We start from the raw sequence: 17,113 nt of genomic DNA, 5'->3' as shown, positions 1-17,113 counted from the left end.
CCCTCAGACGCGTTCGATGATGGTCGCCGTGCCCATGCCGGCGCCGATGCAGAGCGTGACGAGCGCGGTGTTAAGATCGCGTCGCTCCAATTCGTCGAGCACCGTCCCCAAGATCATCGCGCCGGTGGCGCCGAGCGGGTGGCCCATGGCGATCGCGCCGCCGTTGACGTTGATCTGGTCATGCGGGACCTCGAAGGCCTGCATGAAGCGCAGCACGACGGCGGCGAAGGCTTCGTTGAGCTCGAAGAGATCGATGTCGGCAAGCGTCATGCCCGTGCGCTTCAGAAGCTTTTCGGTGACGTCGACGGGGCCGGTCAGCATCAGTGCCGGGTCGGAGCCGATATTGGCGAAGGCCTTGATGCGGCCGCGGGGCTTGATACCCATGCTCTCGCCGCCGGCCTTGGAGCCGAGCAGCACGGCGGCCGCGCCATCGACGATGCCCGAGGAGTTGCCGGCGTGGTGGACGTAGTTGAGGCGCTCGACCTCCGGATGCGCCTGGATTGCAACGGCCTCGAAGCCGCCCATCTCGCCCGGCATCTGGAAGGAGGGGTTCAGCGCTGCCAGCGCCTGCATGTCGGTGCCCGGGCGCATGTGCTCGTCATGGGCAAGGATAACAAGGCCGTTCTGGTCCTTGACTGGGATGACGGAGTTCTTGAAGTAACCCTTCTCCCAGGCATTCGCAGCGCGCTTCTGACTCTCGACCGCATAGGCATCGACGTCGTCGCGCGAGAAGCCATACTTGGTGGCGATCAGGTCAGCGGAGACGCCCTGCGGCATGAAATAAGCCGGGAAGTTCACCGACGGATCCATGAACCAGGCGCCGCCGGACATGCCGAGACCGACGCGCGACATCGACTCGACGCCGCCTGCGATGACGATGTCGTCGGCGCCCTGGGCGATCTTCGCCGCGCCGAAATTCACCGCGTCGAGACCGGAGGCGCAGAAGCGGGAAATCTGCATGCCGGGTGCCTTGGTGGAATAGCCTGCCTCGAAGGCCGCCCCGCGCGGGATCACCGCGCCGGCTTCCATGACAGGATCGACGCAGCCCATGACGATGTCGTCGACAGTGGCCGTATCAAGCCCGTTGCGGTCGCGGATAGCCTCTAGCGTCTTTGCGGCAAGGCGCACCGACGGTACCTCGTGCAGCGAGCCGTCCTTCTTGCCGCGACCGCGTGGCGTGCGCACGTGGTCGTAAATGAAAACCTCGGTCATTCCTCTATCTCCCTATCGGCGCGAGCGCCGTTGAACTCAAAAGGCCTCGGCGGCCAAGGTCATCATCGTTTCCGCACCGGTTTCGATCCGGGCCTTGCGCAGCGCCGTTTCCGGCATGATCCGCTCCATGAAGAAGCGCGCGGTGATCAGCTTGTTGCGAAGGAATGCCTCGCGATCCGCGTCTCCCGTAGCAAGGCCGTCCTCGGCAGCCTTCGCCATCTTCGCCCACATGTAGCCGAGCACGACGAGGCCGAAGAGGTGCATGTAGTCGGTCGAGCCGGCGCCGGCATTGTCTGGCTTGGCCATGGCGTGCTGCATGAACCACATGGTCGCCGCCTGCACGTCGTTCAACCCCTTCTTCAGGTTCTTGGTGAAGAAGGTCATCTGTTCGTCGTTACGGTTCTCCTCGCAGAAATCGCCGATTTCCTTGAACAGTGCCATGACGGCGCGGCCGCCGTTCTGGCCGAGCTTGCGGCCGACGAGATCGAGCGCCTGAATGCCGTTGGCGCCTTCATAGATCATGGCGATGCGCGCATCGCGCACATACTGGCTCATGCCGTGCTCTTCGATATAGCCGTGGCCGCCGAAGACCTGCTGGGCCATAACGGCGTGGTCGAAGCCCTTGTCGGTCAGGACACCCTTGAGGATCGGGGTGACGAAGCCGAGAATGTCGTCGGCGGTCTGGCGTTCCTTCTCGTCCGCCGAGCGGTGGGCGATGTCGGATTTCAGCGCCGTCCAGAGCAGGAAGGCGCGGCCGGCCTCGTTGAAGGCACGGATCGTCATCAGCGAGCGGCGGATATCCGGATGCACGATGATCGGGTCGGCCTTCTTCTCCGGCGCCTTCGGGCCGGAGAGCGAGCGGCCCTGGATGCGCTCGCGGGCGTAGTTGACGGCGTTCTGGTAGGCGATTTCCGAGATTGCCAGTCCCTGCAGGCCGACGCTGAGACGCGCCTCGTTCATCATCACGAACATGGCGCTGAGGCCCTTGTTCTCGGCGCCGATGAGGAAGCCGGTGGCCTCGTCATAGTTCATGACGCAGGTTGCATTGCCGTGAATGCCCATCTTGTGTTCGATCGCGCCGCAGGAGACCTGGTTGCGCTTGCCAACCGTGCCATCTGCCGTGACGAGATATTTCGGCACTATGAACAGCGAAATGCCCTTGGTGCCCTCGGGGGCGCCCTCGATGCGCGCCAGCACCAGATGGACGATATTGTCCGTCATGTCGTGCTCGCCGGCGGAAATGAAGATCTTCTGGCCTGATAGTCTGTAGCTGCCGTCTGCCTGCGGCACCGCCTTTGTACGCAGCAGGCCGAGATCGGTGCCGCAATGCGGCTCGGTGAGGTTCATGGTGCCCGACCATTCGCCGGAGACCATCTTCGGCAGATAGGTCTGCTTCTGCTCGTCCGAGCCATGCACGAGGATCGCCGCGATCGCACCCTGGGTCAGCCCGGGATACATCATCAGCGACATGTTGGCAGCGGACGTATATTCGCCGACAGCCGCATGCAGTGCGTAGGGGAGGCCCTGTCCGCCGAATTCCTCGGGAACGGCAAGCCCGATCCACCCGCCCTGGCAATAGGCGTCGTAGCCGCCCTTGAAACCATCAGGCACGGAAACCGAGCCGTCTTCGTGGCGCACGCAGCCTTGCTGATCGCCGGAATAGTTGAGCGGGAAGAGCGCTTCCTCGGCAACTTTCGCAGCCTCTCCGAGGATCGCCTCGATCATGTCAGGCGTGGCGTCGGCAAACCCCGGGAGATTGTTGTAGCGTTCCAGGCCGAGCACGTCATTCAGCACGAAGAGCGTGTCGTTAACCGGGGCCTTGTAGACTGGCATCGTTCGAATTCCTCCAATTCGGCACGCCGGATGACACCGGCATTCGAGAGTCTCTTACAAAATATTGACGTTTGCGTAAACGTCAAATTTTGCGCAGACTCGAATTTCTGATGACGATTGTGTGTGCGCTGTCGGGAAGGGCGGGCCAAGAACGTCCTAGGGCTGTCGAACCCATCATCGGAGCAGCAACGAGGAGGACAATCCATGCTCAAGGTCAGTTCGAACCTCTGGTTTGAGAAGGACGTCCGGGAGGCCGTCGAATTTTATGTGGCGACCATCCCGAATTCGTCCATGGGGCGCACGACCATCCTGCCGGCCGAAACGCCGAGCGGCCCTCCGGGCAGCGTCATCATCATCGAGTTCAAGCTCGGGCATCAGGATTTCGTGGCGATGCAGGCCGGCCCGCTCGATGCGTTCAACCACGCCTTCTCGGTCTCGGTACAGTGCGAGACACAACAGGAGATCGACAGGATTTGGCGCGCCTTCCTGGAGAACGGCGGCGTCGAAGAACAGTGCGGCTGGCTAAGGGATCGCTGGGGCTTGTGCTGGCAGATCGTTCCGCGTGTTCTGTCGGAGATGGTTGCAGATCCCGACCGCGAACGCGCCAAGCGCGTCACCGAGGTCATGCTCGGAATGGTCAAGCTCGATATCGCGAAGCTCGAGGCAGCGTATCGCTAGTCGCCCGGCTCGCGACTCCCTCCCGCAACGGCTCGCAGTCGCTGCGGGAGAACTGTTGGAGCGGCATACTATAAGGGTGCTATCTTTCGCGGGTGGCTGTGTATACAAGAAGGCGCCCACCGATAATGCGGATGCCTGATGACTTCCACCGCTGCCTTCTACCGTTCCAGTTTGATCATGCTCGCCGTCGGGGTGCTGATCCTGCTTGGCATTGTTGGCTCGTCGATCTGGCTGGTGCGTGCCAACAACAATTACTCCGAGGAGACGGCCTCGCTTCGTCGCGTGCGGAGTTCGATCGTTGGCCTTCTGACAACGGTGCAGGACGCGGAAACCGGCCAGCGAGGCTTTCTGCTGTCGAGCGACCTCAGCTATCTCGAGCCATACGACAAGGCGCTGCAGGCGTTGCCTGAACGCCGCAAGGCTCTGGTCGACAACGTCTCGCCGCTGCCAAACTACGCCCTGCAACTCGATGCACTGAGCACGGCCATAGACGGCAAGCTGCAGGAGCTTTCGACCACGGTTGCGCTTGCCAAGGAAGGCAAGCTCCCCGAGGCCGTGGCCATCGTTCGCGATGACGCCGGCCGCGAATACATGGATAAGGTGCGCGCGATCCTCGGCGATTTCCTCGAGCAGACCGACGACCGTCTGCGCGTCCTCGTGCAGGCGCAGCTCTCGGCCGCCGGCAATCTGCAATGGGTGACGATCGGCGGCGCGGTCGCGATCCTGATCGTGCTCGGCGGCGCGATCCTGATCATCGTGCAGCATGTGCGCGATCTGCAGGCGGCAACCGACGAGGTCGAACTTCTCAACGTTGGGCTGGAGACACGTGTGCGCGAGCGCACGGAGGAGGTCATCCGCGCCAACCAGGAAATCCAGCGTTTCGCCTACATCGTCACCCACGATCTGCGCGCGCCGCTCGTCAACATCATGGGCTTCCTCAGCGAGCTCGACTCTGCGATGAAGTCGGTCACGGCTTACATTCTTGCAGACGACAAGTCGCCGACTGAGGAAGAAATTCGCGAAGCGCGGCAGGCGGTCGAGGAGGACCTGCCTGAAGCTCTCGGTTTCATCCGCTCGTCGACGCGCAAGATGGACTCGCTGATCAACGCGATCTTGAAGATCTCCCGTGACGGCCGCAGGAAGCTTCAGCCGGAGCGTATTGACCTCAAATCCCTGCTGGAAACGGCGGCCGCAAACGTTCAACACCAGCTGTCCGAATCCGACGGAGCGGTGGACATCCGCGTCCGCGCGGGCGCGGTCATCACCGATCGTTTTTCGCTTGAACAGATTTTCGGCAATCTTTTCGACAATGCTGTGAAGTACCAGATGCAAGATCGGCCGCTGGCGCTTGAGATCGACGCCCGTCCGGATGGACCGGGCCGGGTACGGATCGACTTCAAGGACAATGGACGCGGCATCGGGCGTCAGGACCTCGAACGGGTGTTCGAGTTGTTTCGTCGGGCAGGGGAGCAGGATCAGCGCGGCGAAGGCATTGGCCTTGCGCATGTGCGCTCGTTAATACGAAATTTGGGCGGAGACATTACGGTCGAAGCCGAACTCGGCCAGGGCAGCACCTTCATTTTGACGCTGCCATCCGACCTCACGAAAATCGTCCGGAGCATGGAATCATGAAAGCCACGGGTCAGGAAGTAACGATCGTCATGATCGAGGATGACGAGGGCCACGCCCGTCTCATCGAAAAGAACGTGCGCCGCGCCGGCGTGCACAACGAGATCGTGCCCTTCACCCTCGGCAAGAGCGCGCTCGACTACATCCTCGGGCCGAGCCGCGATGGCGTGGTCAGCAAGGATCGTTATCTGCTTGTGTTGCTCGATCTCAACCTGCCCGACATGTCGGGCCTCGACATTCTCGAGCAGATCAAGAGCAACGAATACACCCGCCGCCTTCCCGTCGTCGTGTTGACGACGACGGACGACGAGCGGGAAATCCAGAAGTGCTACGATCTCGGCGCAAACGTCTACATCACCAAGCCGGTCGACTATGACGGTTTCGCCACCGCGATCCGCAATCTCGGCCTGTTCTTCTCCGTCATCCAGATCCCCTAACGAGTAGCCAATATCTGTGCGCATTCTTTACATCGACGATGATCCGGCTCTAGCCCGTCTTGCCACACGGGTCCTTGCGCGCAGTGATTTCGAAGTCATTCATGCCCCGTCGATCACCACCGGGCTCGAACTGTTCGAAGCCGAGGAATTCGAGGCAGTCGTTCTCGATCACTATTTCGAGAACCAGACGGGCCTGCATTTCCTCGAGGCAATCGCCGAAACCCATCGGCGAACGCCGGTTCTTTATGTGACAGGGTCGAGCGACGCCGACGTGGCGATCAAGGCGCTGAAGGGCGGCGCTGCGGACTACGTCGTCAAGACCGCGACGGACGACTTCTTCCCGCTTCTTATCAGCGCGCTCGAGCAGGCGCTGGAAAATGCGCGCCTGCGCAGCGAGAAGGAAGAGGCGGATCGACAGCTCGTGGTCGCGAAGGAACGCGCGGAACTGCTGCTCGCCGAAATGAACCATCGTATCGCCAACAGCCTTTCACTCGTTTCCGCGATGATCCGCATGCAGATGCAGATCGCTCGCAGCGATGAAACGAAGACGGCGCTTGACGAGACGCAGAACCGGATCACGGCGATCGCCGGCGTCCACCGCAGTCTCTACACGTCAAGTGACGTCGGCGAAGTGCAGCTCGACGTCTATCTGCGGCCGCTGCTGGCAGAGTTGCACGGCACAAGCAGTTTTTCGCGCGGCATAGCGGTCCAATCCGACCTTTGCCGCATATCAACGACCGCCGACAGGGCCGTTGCACTCGGCGTGATCCTGACAGAGTTGGTAACCAACGCGATGAAGTACGCCTATCCCGAGGCGGAAGGCGAGGTGCGCGTTGTCCTGCGAAGAACCGAAGACGACGGCAATGTGCTGTCCGTCGAGGACGATGGCGTCGGCTTCGATCGGGCGAGCGGGCCAAAGGGGACCGGCCTCGGCACACGCCTGATCAACGCCATGACGACGACACTCGGTGCGGAGATCACCTACGGCCGTGATGGTAAGTCGACGGGCACATATGTGGCCGTGCGCTGGCACTGAGAACGCGATCACGAACGGTCGCGACCGGCAGACCTGGCCTGTCCATGTGTTCCATCGATGCGTCGGGGCGGCGTGTTGAATCGGACAAAGCCCATAGCGCGACACAGAAATGATAATGATTGCCATGCCTGTGCGTGAAGCTTTCGTCTAACCTTTGTCGGAACTGTTTGCTTCCGGGAGAAGACACGCTAGATTTCGCAGGCAGACTGATGAAAGAGCTTTGGAGGAGCGATTTTATGAGACGGATGTGGCCGGAGGAGTTCAATTCCATTCTCGATGGAGCCGAGGAAGTCACGCTGGAACTGCCGGCTGTTGAGCACGAAGACGGCTCACGCAGCGAAGCGGTGAGCCGCAAAGCCCTGAAGGTCCGCATATCCATGGAGGACTATGAGCGCATCTGGCCGCTGGCCGAAATGCGTTACCGTCTCGACGGCAAGATGGCCGGCAAGGCGATCACCCTGATCACGACAAGCCCGCACTATCATCGCTGGCATCCCGCCGATGGCGGCAGTGTCGACAAAGTGTCCGACAGCGGCCGCCACTACACGACGAAATATGTCGTCGTGCATTTCCTGCTCGACGATGTGAGGGAAACGGCGGCCGCCTAGGCCGCCGCCCAAATCACGCGGCGTCCAGCGCCTGTTGCAGATCGGCGACGAGATCATCCGGATGCTCGATGCCGATCGACAGGCGGATCGTCGATTCCAAAACGCCGATCCGTTGGCGCACGTCGGACGGCACGCCGGAATGCGTCATCGTTGCCGGATGGCTGGCGAGCGATTCCGTGCCGCCCAGGCTGACCGCGAGCTTGAAGATCTGCAGGGCGTTCAGGAACTTGAAGGATGCCGGCTGACCGCCCTTGATGTCGAAGGAGAAGGTGGATCCGGCACCGGTGCACTGCGCCGCAAAGGTCTTTCCAAGCGGTGAGTTGGCATCGTGATAGGGCAGGTAGTGAATCTTCTCGACCTTCGGATGCTCGCGCAGGAAATCGGCAGCGACGCGGGCATTGTTGTCAGCGCGCTCCATGCGGATCTGCAGCGTTTCCAGCGAACGACCGAGCATCCAGCAGGAGTGCGGGTCGAGCTGGGTGCCGATGGCGCCGCGTAGCGCCTTGACCTGCTTCATGACTGCCTTCGAGCCGAGGGCTGCGCCGGCGATCAGATCCGAATGGCCGCCGACATATTTGGTCAAAGAATAGAGCGAAATGTCCGCCCCGTGCTCAATCGGTCGCTGGAAGACCGGACCAAGCAGCGTGTTGTCGCAGGCAATAACAGGCGTATGCCCCTGCTTCCTGCCGATCGCGTCGGCGACGCGGCGGATCATTGCGACATCGACGAGGCTGTTGGTCGGATTGGCTGGCGTCTCGACGAGGATCATTGAGACCCGGCCCTTGGCCATGGCTTGTTCCGCAGCCGATTGCACCGACGCTTCGCTGACGCCGTCGGCGAAGCCCACGGCAGCAACGCCGAGATTGAGGAAGGTCTTTGCCAGCAGCGTCTCCGTTCCACCATAGAGCGGTTGCGAATGCAGGACGGCATCACCCGGCCGGACGAAGGCCAGCAGTGTTGTCGCGATTGCCGACATGCCTGACGAAAAGAGGGCGCAGCTTTCGGTCCGTTCGTAGACCGCAAGCCGGTCCTCGACGATCTCGCTGTTGGGGTGATTGAAGCGGGAATAGACCAGCCCGGCGCCCTTGCCAGCTGGTGGCTCCTTGCGGCCGGAGACATAATCGAAGAAGTCGCGGCCATCCTCGGCAGACTTGAAGACGAAGGTCGAGGTCAGGAATACCGGCGGCTTGACTGCCCCTTCCGACAATTCCGGATCGTAGCCATAGTTCAGCATCTGCGTTTCGGGATGCAGGGCGTGGTTGCCGATGTGGGTCTTGGAAGGGTGCGGTGCGGTCATTGTCGTCTCCTCGCGCGATGCCGTGATGCTGGCAAATTATATCAGAATGCGACGGCTGTTCTTGCTATTTGCCGCGCGGTTATGCGCTTTGAAGCAACTTAGTGCGGAGAATGAAGCATTGTGACGCAGAAAATTGCTGACGAGATGGATCGGAAGATCCTCAAGGAGTTGATGAATGACGCCCGTCTGCCAAACAACGAACTTGCCGAGCGAGTCGGACTTTCTGCATCCGCTTGTCTTCGCCGTCTGCGCCGGCTGGAGGACGCGGAAATCATTCAGGGCTATACGACCCTCGTCGATCCGGCGGTCGACGGCTGGACGATGACGGCGCTGGCTTCGGTTCGGCTCAGTCGCCAGCACGAGGATGAAATCCAGATGTTCGAGAGTGCGGTTCGCGGATGGGACGAGGTGCTCGAGTGCCATCTTGTCACCGGATCACGGGACTATGTGCTGAAGGTGATGAGTTCGGGTCTCGAGGATTACGAGCGCTTCATCAAGGAAAAGATTGCCCGGCTGAAATGCGTCGATACTATCGAGACCAGCTTCGTGATGAACACGATCAAGGCGCGGCGGGTGTGATATCCGCGAGAGCTTGATCTTGCGCCCAGGTTTCGGACAAAACGACCGGAGGATAGCGATGACCGAGTTTCCCTACCGTTCCGCTTTGATCGTCGGTGCAGGCCCGGGTCTCAGCGCCTCGCTTGCACGTCAATTGACGCGGCGCGGCGTCAAGGTCGCGCTGGCGGCGCGCAACGTTGACAAGCTGAGCAAGCTCACTGACGAGACCGGGGCGAGGATGTTTGCGGCGGATGCCGCCCAGCCGGCGTCCGTCGCGGCGCTTTTCGATGAGGTCGCGGCAGCCATCGGCGATCCGGAGGTTGTCGTCTACAACGCCAGCGGCCGGCTACGTGGCCCCTTGGCCGAACTCGATCCGGCAGCGGTCGAGCAGGCAATTGCCGTCAGCGCCTATGGCGGCTTTCTCGTCAGTCAGCAGGCGGCAAGGCGCATGCTGCCGTATGGGCGCGGCGCAATCCTATTTACCGGAGCGACGGCGAGCGTGAAGGGATATGCCCAGTCGGCCGCGTTCGCCATGGGCAAATTCGCGCTTCGCGGCCTTGCCCAGAGCGCTGCCCGTGAACTCGGGCCGAAGGGCATTCACGTCGCCCATTTCATCATCGACGGTGGAATCCGATCGGAGATGCGCCGGGAGGATCCGGCCAAGCCGGATGCGATGCTCGACCCCGATGCCATCGCGCAGACCTATATCGACGTCCTGCTGCAGCACAGGAGCGCCTGGTCGCAGGAAATCGAGGTGCGACCGTGGACGGAATCGTTCTGATAGCGGCCTAACATGCGCACACCGCCTAATGTTGCGGACGCGGCACGCGCAGGCCGGTTTTGACACGGAAACCGGCCGAAAATCCTCAAAAGTTAAAAAAATCTCACGCCGATTAACGGGTTGTTTACCACGTTTCGTGAATGGTGCTGTCTGAGCATTGGCGACTTGCATTCCTTTTTTCAGTCTCGCGTTTCATGGGAATGCCGCTACGCCGTACAGGTTGAGGAAAGTCTAATTGATTATCCCTTCATGAACGGTGCTCTCGTCCGCATTCCGGTGCGGCGGTGACGGAAGCCAATGATCGGCCCTGACGAGGGCTCGGACAGATGAAGCGAGCAAGAAGATGAACGGATCGCGATCAAATTCCCCACGGCATTCCGACAGGGCGTCGCTCGATGCGCTGAACCGCACCATCGAAGGTCTGGAGGCGAGGATCGAGGGCTTGATCGGCACCAATCCACGCGATCAGCGTCAGCGCGCTCCCGCGCCGGAGCGTGAGATCTATGCCGATCCCTATGTCGCCCGCGCGCCCTATACGGCCGAAGCGCGACCCGATCCTTTCGCCGAAATTCGCCAGCGCCAGCGCATCCTCGAAGCCAGCCGCGAACGCCCGGCAGCGCGCGAGCCTGCCTCCTACACGCGCGAGCAGCCGGCGGCCGCTCCGCGTGCACCTCTTCCGGTCGCCGAACGCGCGCCGCGCGCCCCGGCTCCGCAACCGGGCAACAGAGCCGCCGAAGACACGATGACCGAGATCGCGCAAGCGCTGGTCAACCTTCGCCAGGACCTGAAGCGTGACATCTCCGATGGCGTGACCCGGGAAATGAATGCGCTGCGCGACGAAATCCGCAGCATCAAGGTTGGAGCGGAAGACCGCCGCTTCGCCGATGACATCCGCGCCGATATGAGCCGTCTCGCCAGCAGCATCGACCAGCTTGCCGGCCGTTCCAACGCGCCTGAGGCGCAAGGCTTGCGAGGTGAGTTCGAAGAGCTGCGTTCGCTGATGGACGGGCTCGCACGCGAAGATTCGATCCGCCACATGGAAACCCGCTGGGACGGATTCGAGAACCAACTGCACGCGCTCGACACCGCAGGCCTGCAGGAGGAGCTTGTCGCGCTCGCCTACCGGCTCGATGACATCAAGCGCCATATCGGTGGCATGGGCGATAGCCCGGCCGTGCGGGTTCTCGAAGACAAGCTTATCTCCATCGCGACGGCGATGGAGCAGTTCGGCAGCATGATCCAGCCGCACGACCGGGCGATGTCCGAGCAGTTTGCGGCGATGGACAGCCGCCTCGACGAAATCAGCCGCGCCATCGCCGCAACCAGTCGTGCGGCCGCAAGCGGCGATCCGGCCATGATGCATCGCCTCGAAGGCCGCCTGAATGCGCTTGGCGACCAGATCGACATGATGGGCCGCAGCGTTGCCAGTCGGGCCGCGCCGACGGATGCCCTGGCGGATCGGCTCGAAACTCTGACGCTGCGCGTCGAGGAACTTGCCAACGCCGAGGCAACGTCGCGCCTCGATGAACGTCTGGAGCACTTGTCCTACCTGCTCGAGCGAAACCACAAGGCTGCGCCGCAGCCGGAGCTGACAGGCGCACTTGCCGACATTTCGCGCAAGATCGATGCGCTCGAGACCGGTTCGGTCAATGATGCGCTGGCGCAGCGCCTCGACTATCTCGCCCGCCGCATCGACGAGATGGACTTCCAGCCGCTTCAACCTGTCGCGGCCCCAGTGGACGACAGCGCCTTCCGCCGCATCGAAAGCAGGCTTGGCGATATCGCCGCGCGCCTCGAGGAGAGCACTGCAGCACCGGCGGCCGACCCGCACGCGCTGAAGAGCCTTGAGGATCAGATCGCAAACCTGTCGGCGCTGATGAGCGAGCCACGACCTGCGGCCGAGCTGCCGGCGGAGTTCGACAGGCGGATGGGCGCCATCGAAGACTACATGGCGACCAGCGACGAATATATCATCGAGGCTGCCCGCCAGGCGGCGGAAGCAGTGGTCGAGGCCTATGCGAGAAGCGGCGCCCTGCAAGGCGGTGCACCGGCAGCCGCCGACATGTCGGCGCTGAATGCGCTTGCCGAAGACCTGCGCCAACTGGAAGATTTGAGCCGCAGCAGCGAGGAGCGCACGCACAAGACCTTCCAGGCGCTGCATGAAACGCTTGTTCAGATCGCCGAGCGCCTCGACACCATGGAAGATCGCGCCGTCGCAAGACCGGCGCCGAGAATGCCTATCGCCGATGTCGATTTCGCGGTCGATCCCTACGCGATGATGCAGGCTGGCGCCGAAGACGCCCTGAAGCCCGTTGCGTTCGGAACCCGTACATCGGTCAGCCGCGAGCCCGAGGTTGCCGAGGAAGCACCCCTCGTTCCGGTCATGGCGGCAACGGATACCAGTGTGATCGCGATCGAGGCAGCGACGAAGACGGCAGCCTCTCCCTCGAAGGGCAGCCTGCTTTCCAGCCTTGGCAAGCGTCTGCTGCCCAGCAAGAAGGCGACGGCGGAAACGGCCGTCACCGAACGGACCGTTGTCGATCCTGCGCCGTCGATCGATCCGGTCGATGTGATGCCACCGGAGGCCGCCAATGAGCCGCTTGAACCGGGCTCGGGTGCACCTGACATCAAGAAGATCCTGGAGCGGGTGCGCGCCAGCCAGAACGCCGCCCGGACAAACGCCAAGCCGGCAACGGAAAACGAGCGCGCCGACTACATAGCCGCCGCTCGTCGCGCCGCGCAGGCCGCCGCCATGGAAACCGAGCCGACCGCCAAGCCGCAGCTGGCGAAGGCCGAGAAGAAGGCAAAGGACAAGGATACGACCAAGGGCGGCGCTTTCTCGCGCTTCCGCCGTCCGATCCTGCTCGCCGTCGGCGCAGTCCTGTTGGCGATCATGGCCTTCCCGTTGGCCCGCACGCTGACCAGCGGCCAGCCGGCGCCGTCCGCCGAAGTTGCAGTACTGACGGATTCGTCCAGCAATGTCCTTCCGGTCGATAGCGAAACCGCACCCGACCAGGTGGTAGCAACCGCTCCGGCAGTCCCGGCCGAAGAAGCCCCTGTCGTGCCGCTCGCAAGCGCCGATCCAACGCCCGCACCGGCCGTACCCGACCACTTGACGGCGACAGCACCATTGAATGGCGATGCGGCCGCTCCACTTGCGCCCTCCGGCACTCCGCAGGATGCCTCCGGCTTCGTGGCCAAGGATACGGCCCCGGTTGCCGCTGGCGTGGCCGCCGCGCCCGCCCCGGCGGTGGAAACAGCCGGCATCGCCATTCCGGACGTCGTGCAGCCGAAGTCGCTTGCCGATGCCGCCAAAAGCGGCGACCCGCTGGCGCTCTTCGAGATCGGCGCCCGCTATAGCGAAGGTCGTGCCGGCATTGCCGCCGATCCGAAGGAAGCGGCACACTGGTACCAGCTTGCGGCCGACAAGGGCTTCGCGCCGGCTGAATACCGTCTCGGCAACATTTATGAAAAAGGTACGGGCGTTGACCGCGACGTCGCCAAGGCGAAGCAGCATTACGAGCAGGCCGCCAACAGCGGCAACGCAAGCGCGATGCACAATCTCGCCGTGCTTTATGCATCGGGCGCGCTAGGCCAGCAGGACTACAAGGCGGCCGCGGACTGGTTCATCAAGGCGGCCGACCTCGGCATCGCCGACAGCCAGTTCAATTTGGCGATCCTTTGCGCTCGCGGCAACGGCGTCGTGCAGGACCTGACCGAATCCTACAAGTGGTTTGCGATTGCTGCCAAGGGCGGCGACAAGGACGCCGCACAAAAGCGCGACGAAGTGGCGAACGCGTTGAAGCCTGATCAGCTGGAGAAGGCGCGTGCCAAGGCTGACCAATGGAAGGCGGCACCGCTTGACAGCAAAGCGAACGCTGTCGACGCTCCTGACGAGTGGGTCGGCAACGCCACCAAGACCTCGACCGTCGACATGAAGAAGGCGATCCGCAACATCCAGGCGATCCTCAACAACAACGGCTTCGATGCTGGTCAGCCGGACGGCGAGATGGGCGCGAAGACGGTCGCGGCGATCAAGAACTTCCAGAAGTCGGTCGGCCAGGAGCCGAGCGGCAAGATCAACGACGATACGGTGAAAGCTTTGCTGGAGCGCAATAAGGGCCCTGCCACCAAGGTCTGATGGCAGCGCGCCAGGCTCTTGGGGCGACGCGCCTGCTCGCGTGGGCAGGCCCGTGCAAGCTTCGCCGAGTATTTATGGGCAAGCTTGGAGTCCGTTCATGCGGCTCAGAGGCGGGCGGTTGTATCTATCGCAGCTCAAGAAGAATAAATTTCGCATTTGGCGCGTGTTGTTCCAAAAATGCCATTTGCAAAATATTGCAACTATGATTCTTCTTGCTGCGTAAGTGCTCTGCGTATCGTGATTCGGTGAATGTCTTTGATGCTGAATGATTTGGCGGAGATTCCGAATGATTAGTCTTGATATTGAGAGTTGGGCGCTGACGCGAGCTCACCATATCGTCCTGAACGAGGGGTTGAATCTTGCGAAGGCGGCGCAAGATCTGGATCGCAAACGGTCGCGCACACTGGTTTACGAGCTTCAGAAAGTCATTGCTGCCGCCATCCTTGAAGCGCATGCGGCCTCTTTGAATTCCGACAGGCAGCTCGCTGCCCAAGAGACCTGATCGCAGTCCGTCGCGGGAGCCGCCGGTCCAAGGGGTAGAGCCAGGCGCCTGCTTTGCGTCTTCTTCGTTGCGATTCTTTTCTGGCAGCTTGCATCGGTCGACTGGACGATCGTCTGCCTATGGTTTGCCGGCCTCCGCGTCGAGGGTATCGATCAATCTGGCCATGACGAGCCGGGCTGCCTCGAGCTCGGTGGCGATGAAGGACTGCCCGAGCCTGTCGGCCCAACCTGCTTGCGCTATTTCGATAGCGGCGAGGCGGGCTTCACCCTCCTTCGTCAGCTGTACGAGCTTGGCGCGCTGATGCTGCGGGTTGTCGACGTAGCTGATCAGCCCATCATCCTCCAACGTGTCCGCCAGCCGCTGCACACCCTGCCGGGCGACCCCGAGCATCCGGGCGATCTGCGCGACGGAATGTGTGCCGTTTCGCGCCCCCGCGAGTACCTGCCAGCGAGCGCTCGTCTGCCCGGCGGGCTTTGCCAACTCATCGCCGGCGGTGGTCAGGCGACCGGCAAGCCGCAATGCGGTGATAGCAAACAGCGAGAACGCATCGCCTTCCACCGTCCGCTTCGAATGGTTACGTTTGACAACATGTTGTCGCTTTGCTATCTCGTCAATCATGACAACATATTGTCATTATTGGGAGCTCTTGCAAAGGGCCGGAGGAGGAATTCCATGAAGAAGACCTACACGGGCAGCTGCCATTGCGGCGCGATCCGCTACGAGGTCGATGTTGACCTGCAGGCTGGCACCGGGCGTTGCAATTGCTCGGTCTGCGGCAAGCGGCGTTATTGGGGGGCCATTGCTAAGCCCGAGGATTTCCGTCTGCTATGTGAAGAGACGGCGGCTGGCGATTATCAGTTCGCAACGATGAGCGGCCATCACCGCTTTTGCACCACCTGCGGCCTGCATGCCTACGGACACGGCCATATCGAGGAGATCGGCGGGGACTACGTGTCAATCAACGTTGCCTGTCTCGACGACATATCACCAGAAGAGCTTGCCGCACTGCCCGTCCGCTTCATGGACGGGCGCCACGACAACTGGTGGAACGAGCCCGCTGTGACGAGTTACCTCTAGACGCTGAAAGGCTCTAGCCGCAGGCCGGGACTCTCGCAGCCCGGCCGCGCTCGGCGCGAAGACCGAGCAGCCCGGCTCCGCTCACGAGAATGATCGCCGTTGCATAGAGGTCGGCGGTTATTTGGTAGCCGAGCGATTTGGTCAGGAAGCCGGCGAGGATGGCCGGCAGGCTGAAGGCGAGGTAGCTCTGGATATAGAAGGCGGACAGGAGGCCGGCACGCTCATCAGCCTTTGCAAGTGGCATGATTGTGCCGATTGAGCCGAGGAAATTTGTGCCGAAGCCCGCGCCTGTCAGGAGCGTGCCGATAAGCAGCAGCGGGACGTTGCCGAGATGGACGCCTGCGACGACGGTCAAAATTCCAAGTGTGGTCGCGGCTGTGCCGAAGCCGAGATTGGCGGCGCCGGACTTGTTCCTCCTGCAATAGACAGCCACTGCGCCCGATACCATCAACGCGGTCACGATCGAGCCACCCGTGAGCGGCGCCCGGCTGCCGGTTGTGCTGGCAACCAGTGAGGGGACCAGCGAGAGGTAGAACCCGCCAAGCGTCCAGTTGGCGATGTTGATCGGCGTCACCAGGGCGAGCGGGCGTTTCACCTGCGGCGGAATTGAGATCGTCGGTTTCAGCGAGTTCCAGAAACCCGGCCGGCGACCACCGGTTTCGCCGGTCGCCCAGATCGCGGCGGCCTGTCCTGCGAAAGCAGCGAGCAGGATCGCATAGACGAGGTGAAGCGGGAACGGTCCGTACTGGATCAGAGCGCTGGTGCCGATGGCGCCGACGGCCATGCCGGAAAGCGGCGCGATCGAGTTGACGAGTTGGCCCTTGGCGCGGTCGATATCGACAAGGGCTGCGCCGATAGACGCGCCGGCAACGCCGGTTGCCAGTCCCTGGACGATCCGCGCGGCAACCAGCCAGCCGGGACCGCTTGCCACAACGAACAGCCCCATGGCGATGATCTCCAGAATGAGCGCCGTGAAGATCACCGGCTTGCGACCGAGGTGATCGGAGATCGAGCCGGCGATCAGCAATGCTGCGAGGAGCGCGAATGCATAGACCGCGAAAATGACGGTGATCAGCACCGGCGAGAGGGCAAGATTTTCCTGATAGATCCGGTAAAGCGGCGTCGGCGCGGCCGATGCGCCGAAGAAGGTTGCCAGCGTAATCGCGTGGAAGCGGATCGGATTGCGCGAGGTCTCTGTGGAATTGGCGGCGCGGAACATATAGCCTCTTAAAGCTAATTCGATGCGTTAGCCATTTAGGTCGACTCAACGCTAAAAGCAAATAATTTGCGTTAATGGATCGGTCAAAGATTTTGAACCATGCGC

At 62.1% G+C, this 17,113-nt stretch carries 15 protein-coding genes; 10 read left to right on the top strand and 5 right to left on the bottom strand.

Annotated features, from left to right (window positions below; genetic code table 11):
* Nucleotides 1-3: 3 nt before the first annotated feature.
* Nucleotides 4-1,212, bottom strand: a complete 1,209-nt coding sequence (locus tag FHT97_RS05050) for an acetyl-CoA C-acetyltransferase (RefSeq protein WP_153269413.1) — start codon at nucleotides 1,210-1,212, stop codon at nucleotides 4-6.
* A gap of 36 nt (nucleotides 1,213-1,248) precedes the next feature.
* Entirely contained in the window at nucleotides 1,249-3,045 is a 1,797-nt protein-coding gene (locus tag FHT97_RS05045; RefSeq protein WP_183860316.1) for an acyl-CoA dehydrogenase C-terminal domain-containing protein, read from the bottom strand.
* A gap of 204 nt (nucleotides 3,046-3,249) precedes the next feature.
* On the opposite strand from FHT97_RS05045, the gene FHT97_RS05040 reads away from it, so the two are divergent.
* The 5 genes from FHT97_RS05040 (at nucleotide 3,250) to FHT97_RS05020 (ending at nucleotide 7,433) form a co-directional block, all read left to right on the top strand.
* Nucleotides 3,250-3,723 carry a VOC family protein gene (locus tag FHT97_RS05040; protein ID WP_183860314.1) on the top strand — a complete coding sequence of 158 codons (474 nt, stop codon included), beginning with the start codon at nucleotides 3,250-3,252 and terminating at the stop codon, nucleotides 3,721-3,723.
* Nucleotides 3,724-3,861: 138 nt separating this feature from the next.
* Nucleotides 3,862-5,355, top strand: coding sequence for a CHASE3 domain-containing protein (locus tag FHT97_RS05035; RefSeq protein WP_183860312.1), 1,494 nt, complete (start codon nucleotides 3,862-3,864; stop codon nucleotides 5,353-5,355).
* Nucleotides 5,352-5,789, top strand: a complete 438-nt coding sequence (locus FHT97_RS05030; RefSeq protein ID WP_183752807.1) for a response regulator — start codon at nucleotides 5,352-5,354, stop codon at nucleotides 5,787-5,789. The genes FHT97_RS05035 and FHT97_RS05030 overlap by 4 nt, the downstream gene beginning before the upstream one ends.
* A gap of 16 nt (nucleotides 5,790-5,805) precedes the next feature.
* A complete protein-coding gene (locus FHT97_RS31510; RefSeq protein ID WP_183860310.1) occupies nucleotides 5,806-6,825 on the top strand; it encodes a histidine kinase dimerization/phosphoacceptor domain -containing protein in 1,020 nt (339 codons plus the stop codon).
* Between the two features lie 236 nt (nucleotides 6,826-7,061).
* Nucleotides 7,062-7,433 (top strand): hypothetical protein, encoded by a 372-nt coding sequence (locus tag FHT97_RS05020; protein ID WP_183860308.1) that lies wholly within the window; start codon nucleotides 7,062-7,064, stop codon nucleotides 7,431-7,433.
* A gap of 13 nt (nucleotides 7,434-7,446) precedes the next feature.
* Here FHT97_RS05020 and FHT97_RS05015 read toward each other — a convergent pair whose 3' ends face one another.
* Complete coding sequence (locus FHT97_RS05015) at nucleotides 7,447-8,730, bottom strand: cystathionine gamma-synthase family protein (protein ID WP_183860307.1); 1,284 nt, start codon at nucleotides 8,728-8,730, stop codon at nucleotides 7,447-7,449.
* Nucleotides 8,731-8,850: 120 nt separating this feature from the next.
* Here FHT97_RS05015 and FHT97_RS05010 point away from each other — a divergent pair, with 120 nt between their 5' ends.
* The 4 genes from FHT97_RS05010 (at nucleotide 8,851) to FHT97_RS04995 (ending at nucleotide 14,712) form a co-directional block, all read left to right on the top strand.
* Nucleotides 8,851-9,309 (top strand): Lrp/AsnC family transcriptional regulator, encoded by a 459-nt coding sequence (locus FHT97_RS05010; protein ID WP_183860305.1) that lies wholly within the window; start codon nucleotides 8,851-8,853, stop codon nucleotides 9,307-9,309.
* Between the two features lie 58 nt (nucleotides 9,310-9,367).
* Nucleotides 9,368-10,069: an SDR family NAD(P)-dependent oxidoreductase gene (locus FHT97_RS05005; protein WP_183860303.1), complete on the top strand. Its 702-nt coding sequence runs from the start codon at nucleotides 9,368-9,370 to the stop codon at nucleotides 10,067-10,069.
* Nucleotides 10,070-10,412: 343 nt separating this feature from the next.
* A complete protein-coding gene (locus tag FHT97_RS05000; RefSeq protein ID WP_183860301.1) occupies nucleotides 10,413-14,210 on the top strand; it encodes a peptidoglycan-binding protein in 3,798 nt (1,265 codons plus the stop codon).
* Nucleotides 14,211-14,475: 265 nt separating this feature from the next.
* Complete coding sequence (locus FHT97_RS04995; RefSeq protein WP_176705670.1) at nucleotides 14,476-14,712, top strand: hypothetical protein; 237 nt, start codon at nucleotides 14,476-14,478, stop codon at nucleotides 14,710-14,712.
* Nucleotides 14,713-14,829: 117 nt separating this feature from the next.
* Here the strand turns inward: FHT97_RS04995 and FHT97_RS04990 are convergent, their stop codons facing one another.
* Complete coding sequence (locus FHT97_RS04990; protein WP_183860299.1) at nucleotides 14,830-15,330, bottom strand: MarR family transcriptional regulator; 501 nt, start codon at nucleotides 15,328-15,330, stop codon at nucleotides 14,830-14,832.
* A gap of 54 nt (nucleotides 15,331-15,384) precedes the next feature.
* Here FHT97_RS04990 and FHT97_RS04985 point away from each other — a divergent pair, with 54 nt between their 5' ends.
* Nucleotides 15,385-15,789 carry a GFA family protein gene (locus FHT97_RS04985; RefSeq protein ID WP_183860297.1) on the top strand — a complete coding sequence of 135 codons (405 nt, stop codon included), beginning with the start codon at nucleotides 15,385-15,387 and terminating at the stop codon, nucleotides 15,787-15,789.
* Nucleotides 15,790-15,802: 13 nt separating this feature from the next.
* Here the strand turns inward: FHT97_RS04985 and FHT97_RS04980 are convergent, their stop codons facing one another.
* The gene (locus FHT97_RS04980) at nucleotides 15,803-17,008 is read right to left on the bottom strand and encodes an MFS transporter (RefSeq protein WP_183860295.1); all 1,206 of its coding nucleotides are present in this window, start codon (nucleotides 17,006-17,008) and stop codon (nucleotides 15,803-15,805) included.
* Nucleotides 17,009-17,113 lie beyond the last annotated feature (105 nt).

This window comes from Rhizobium sp. BK399, from assembly GCF_014194695.1.
Classification (GTDB): domain Bacteria; phylum Pseudomonadota; class Alphaproteobacteria; order Rhizobiales; family Rhizobiaceae; genus Rhizobium.
Note: the sequence above shows the minus strand (reverse complement) of the source record. Positions and strands in the feature narration are given on the sequence as shown.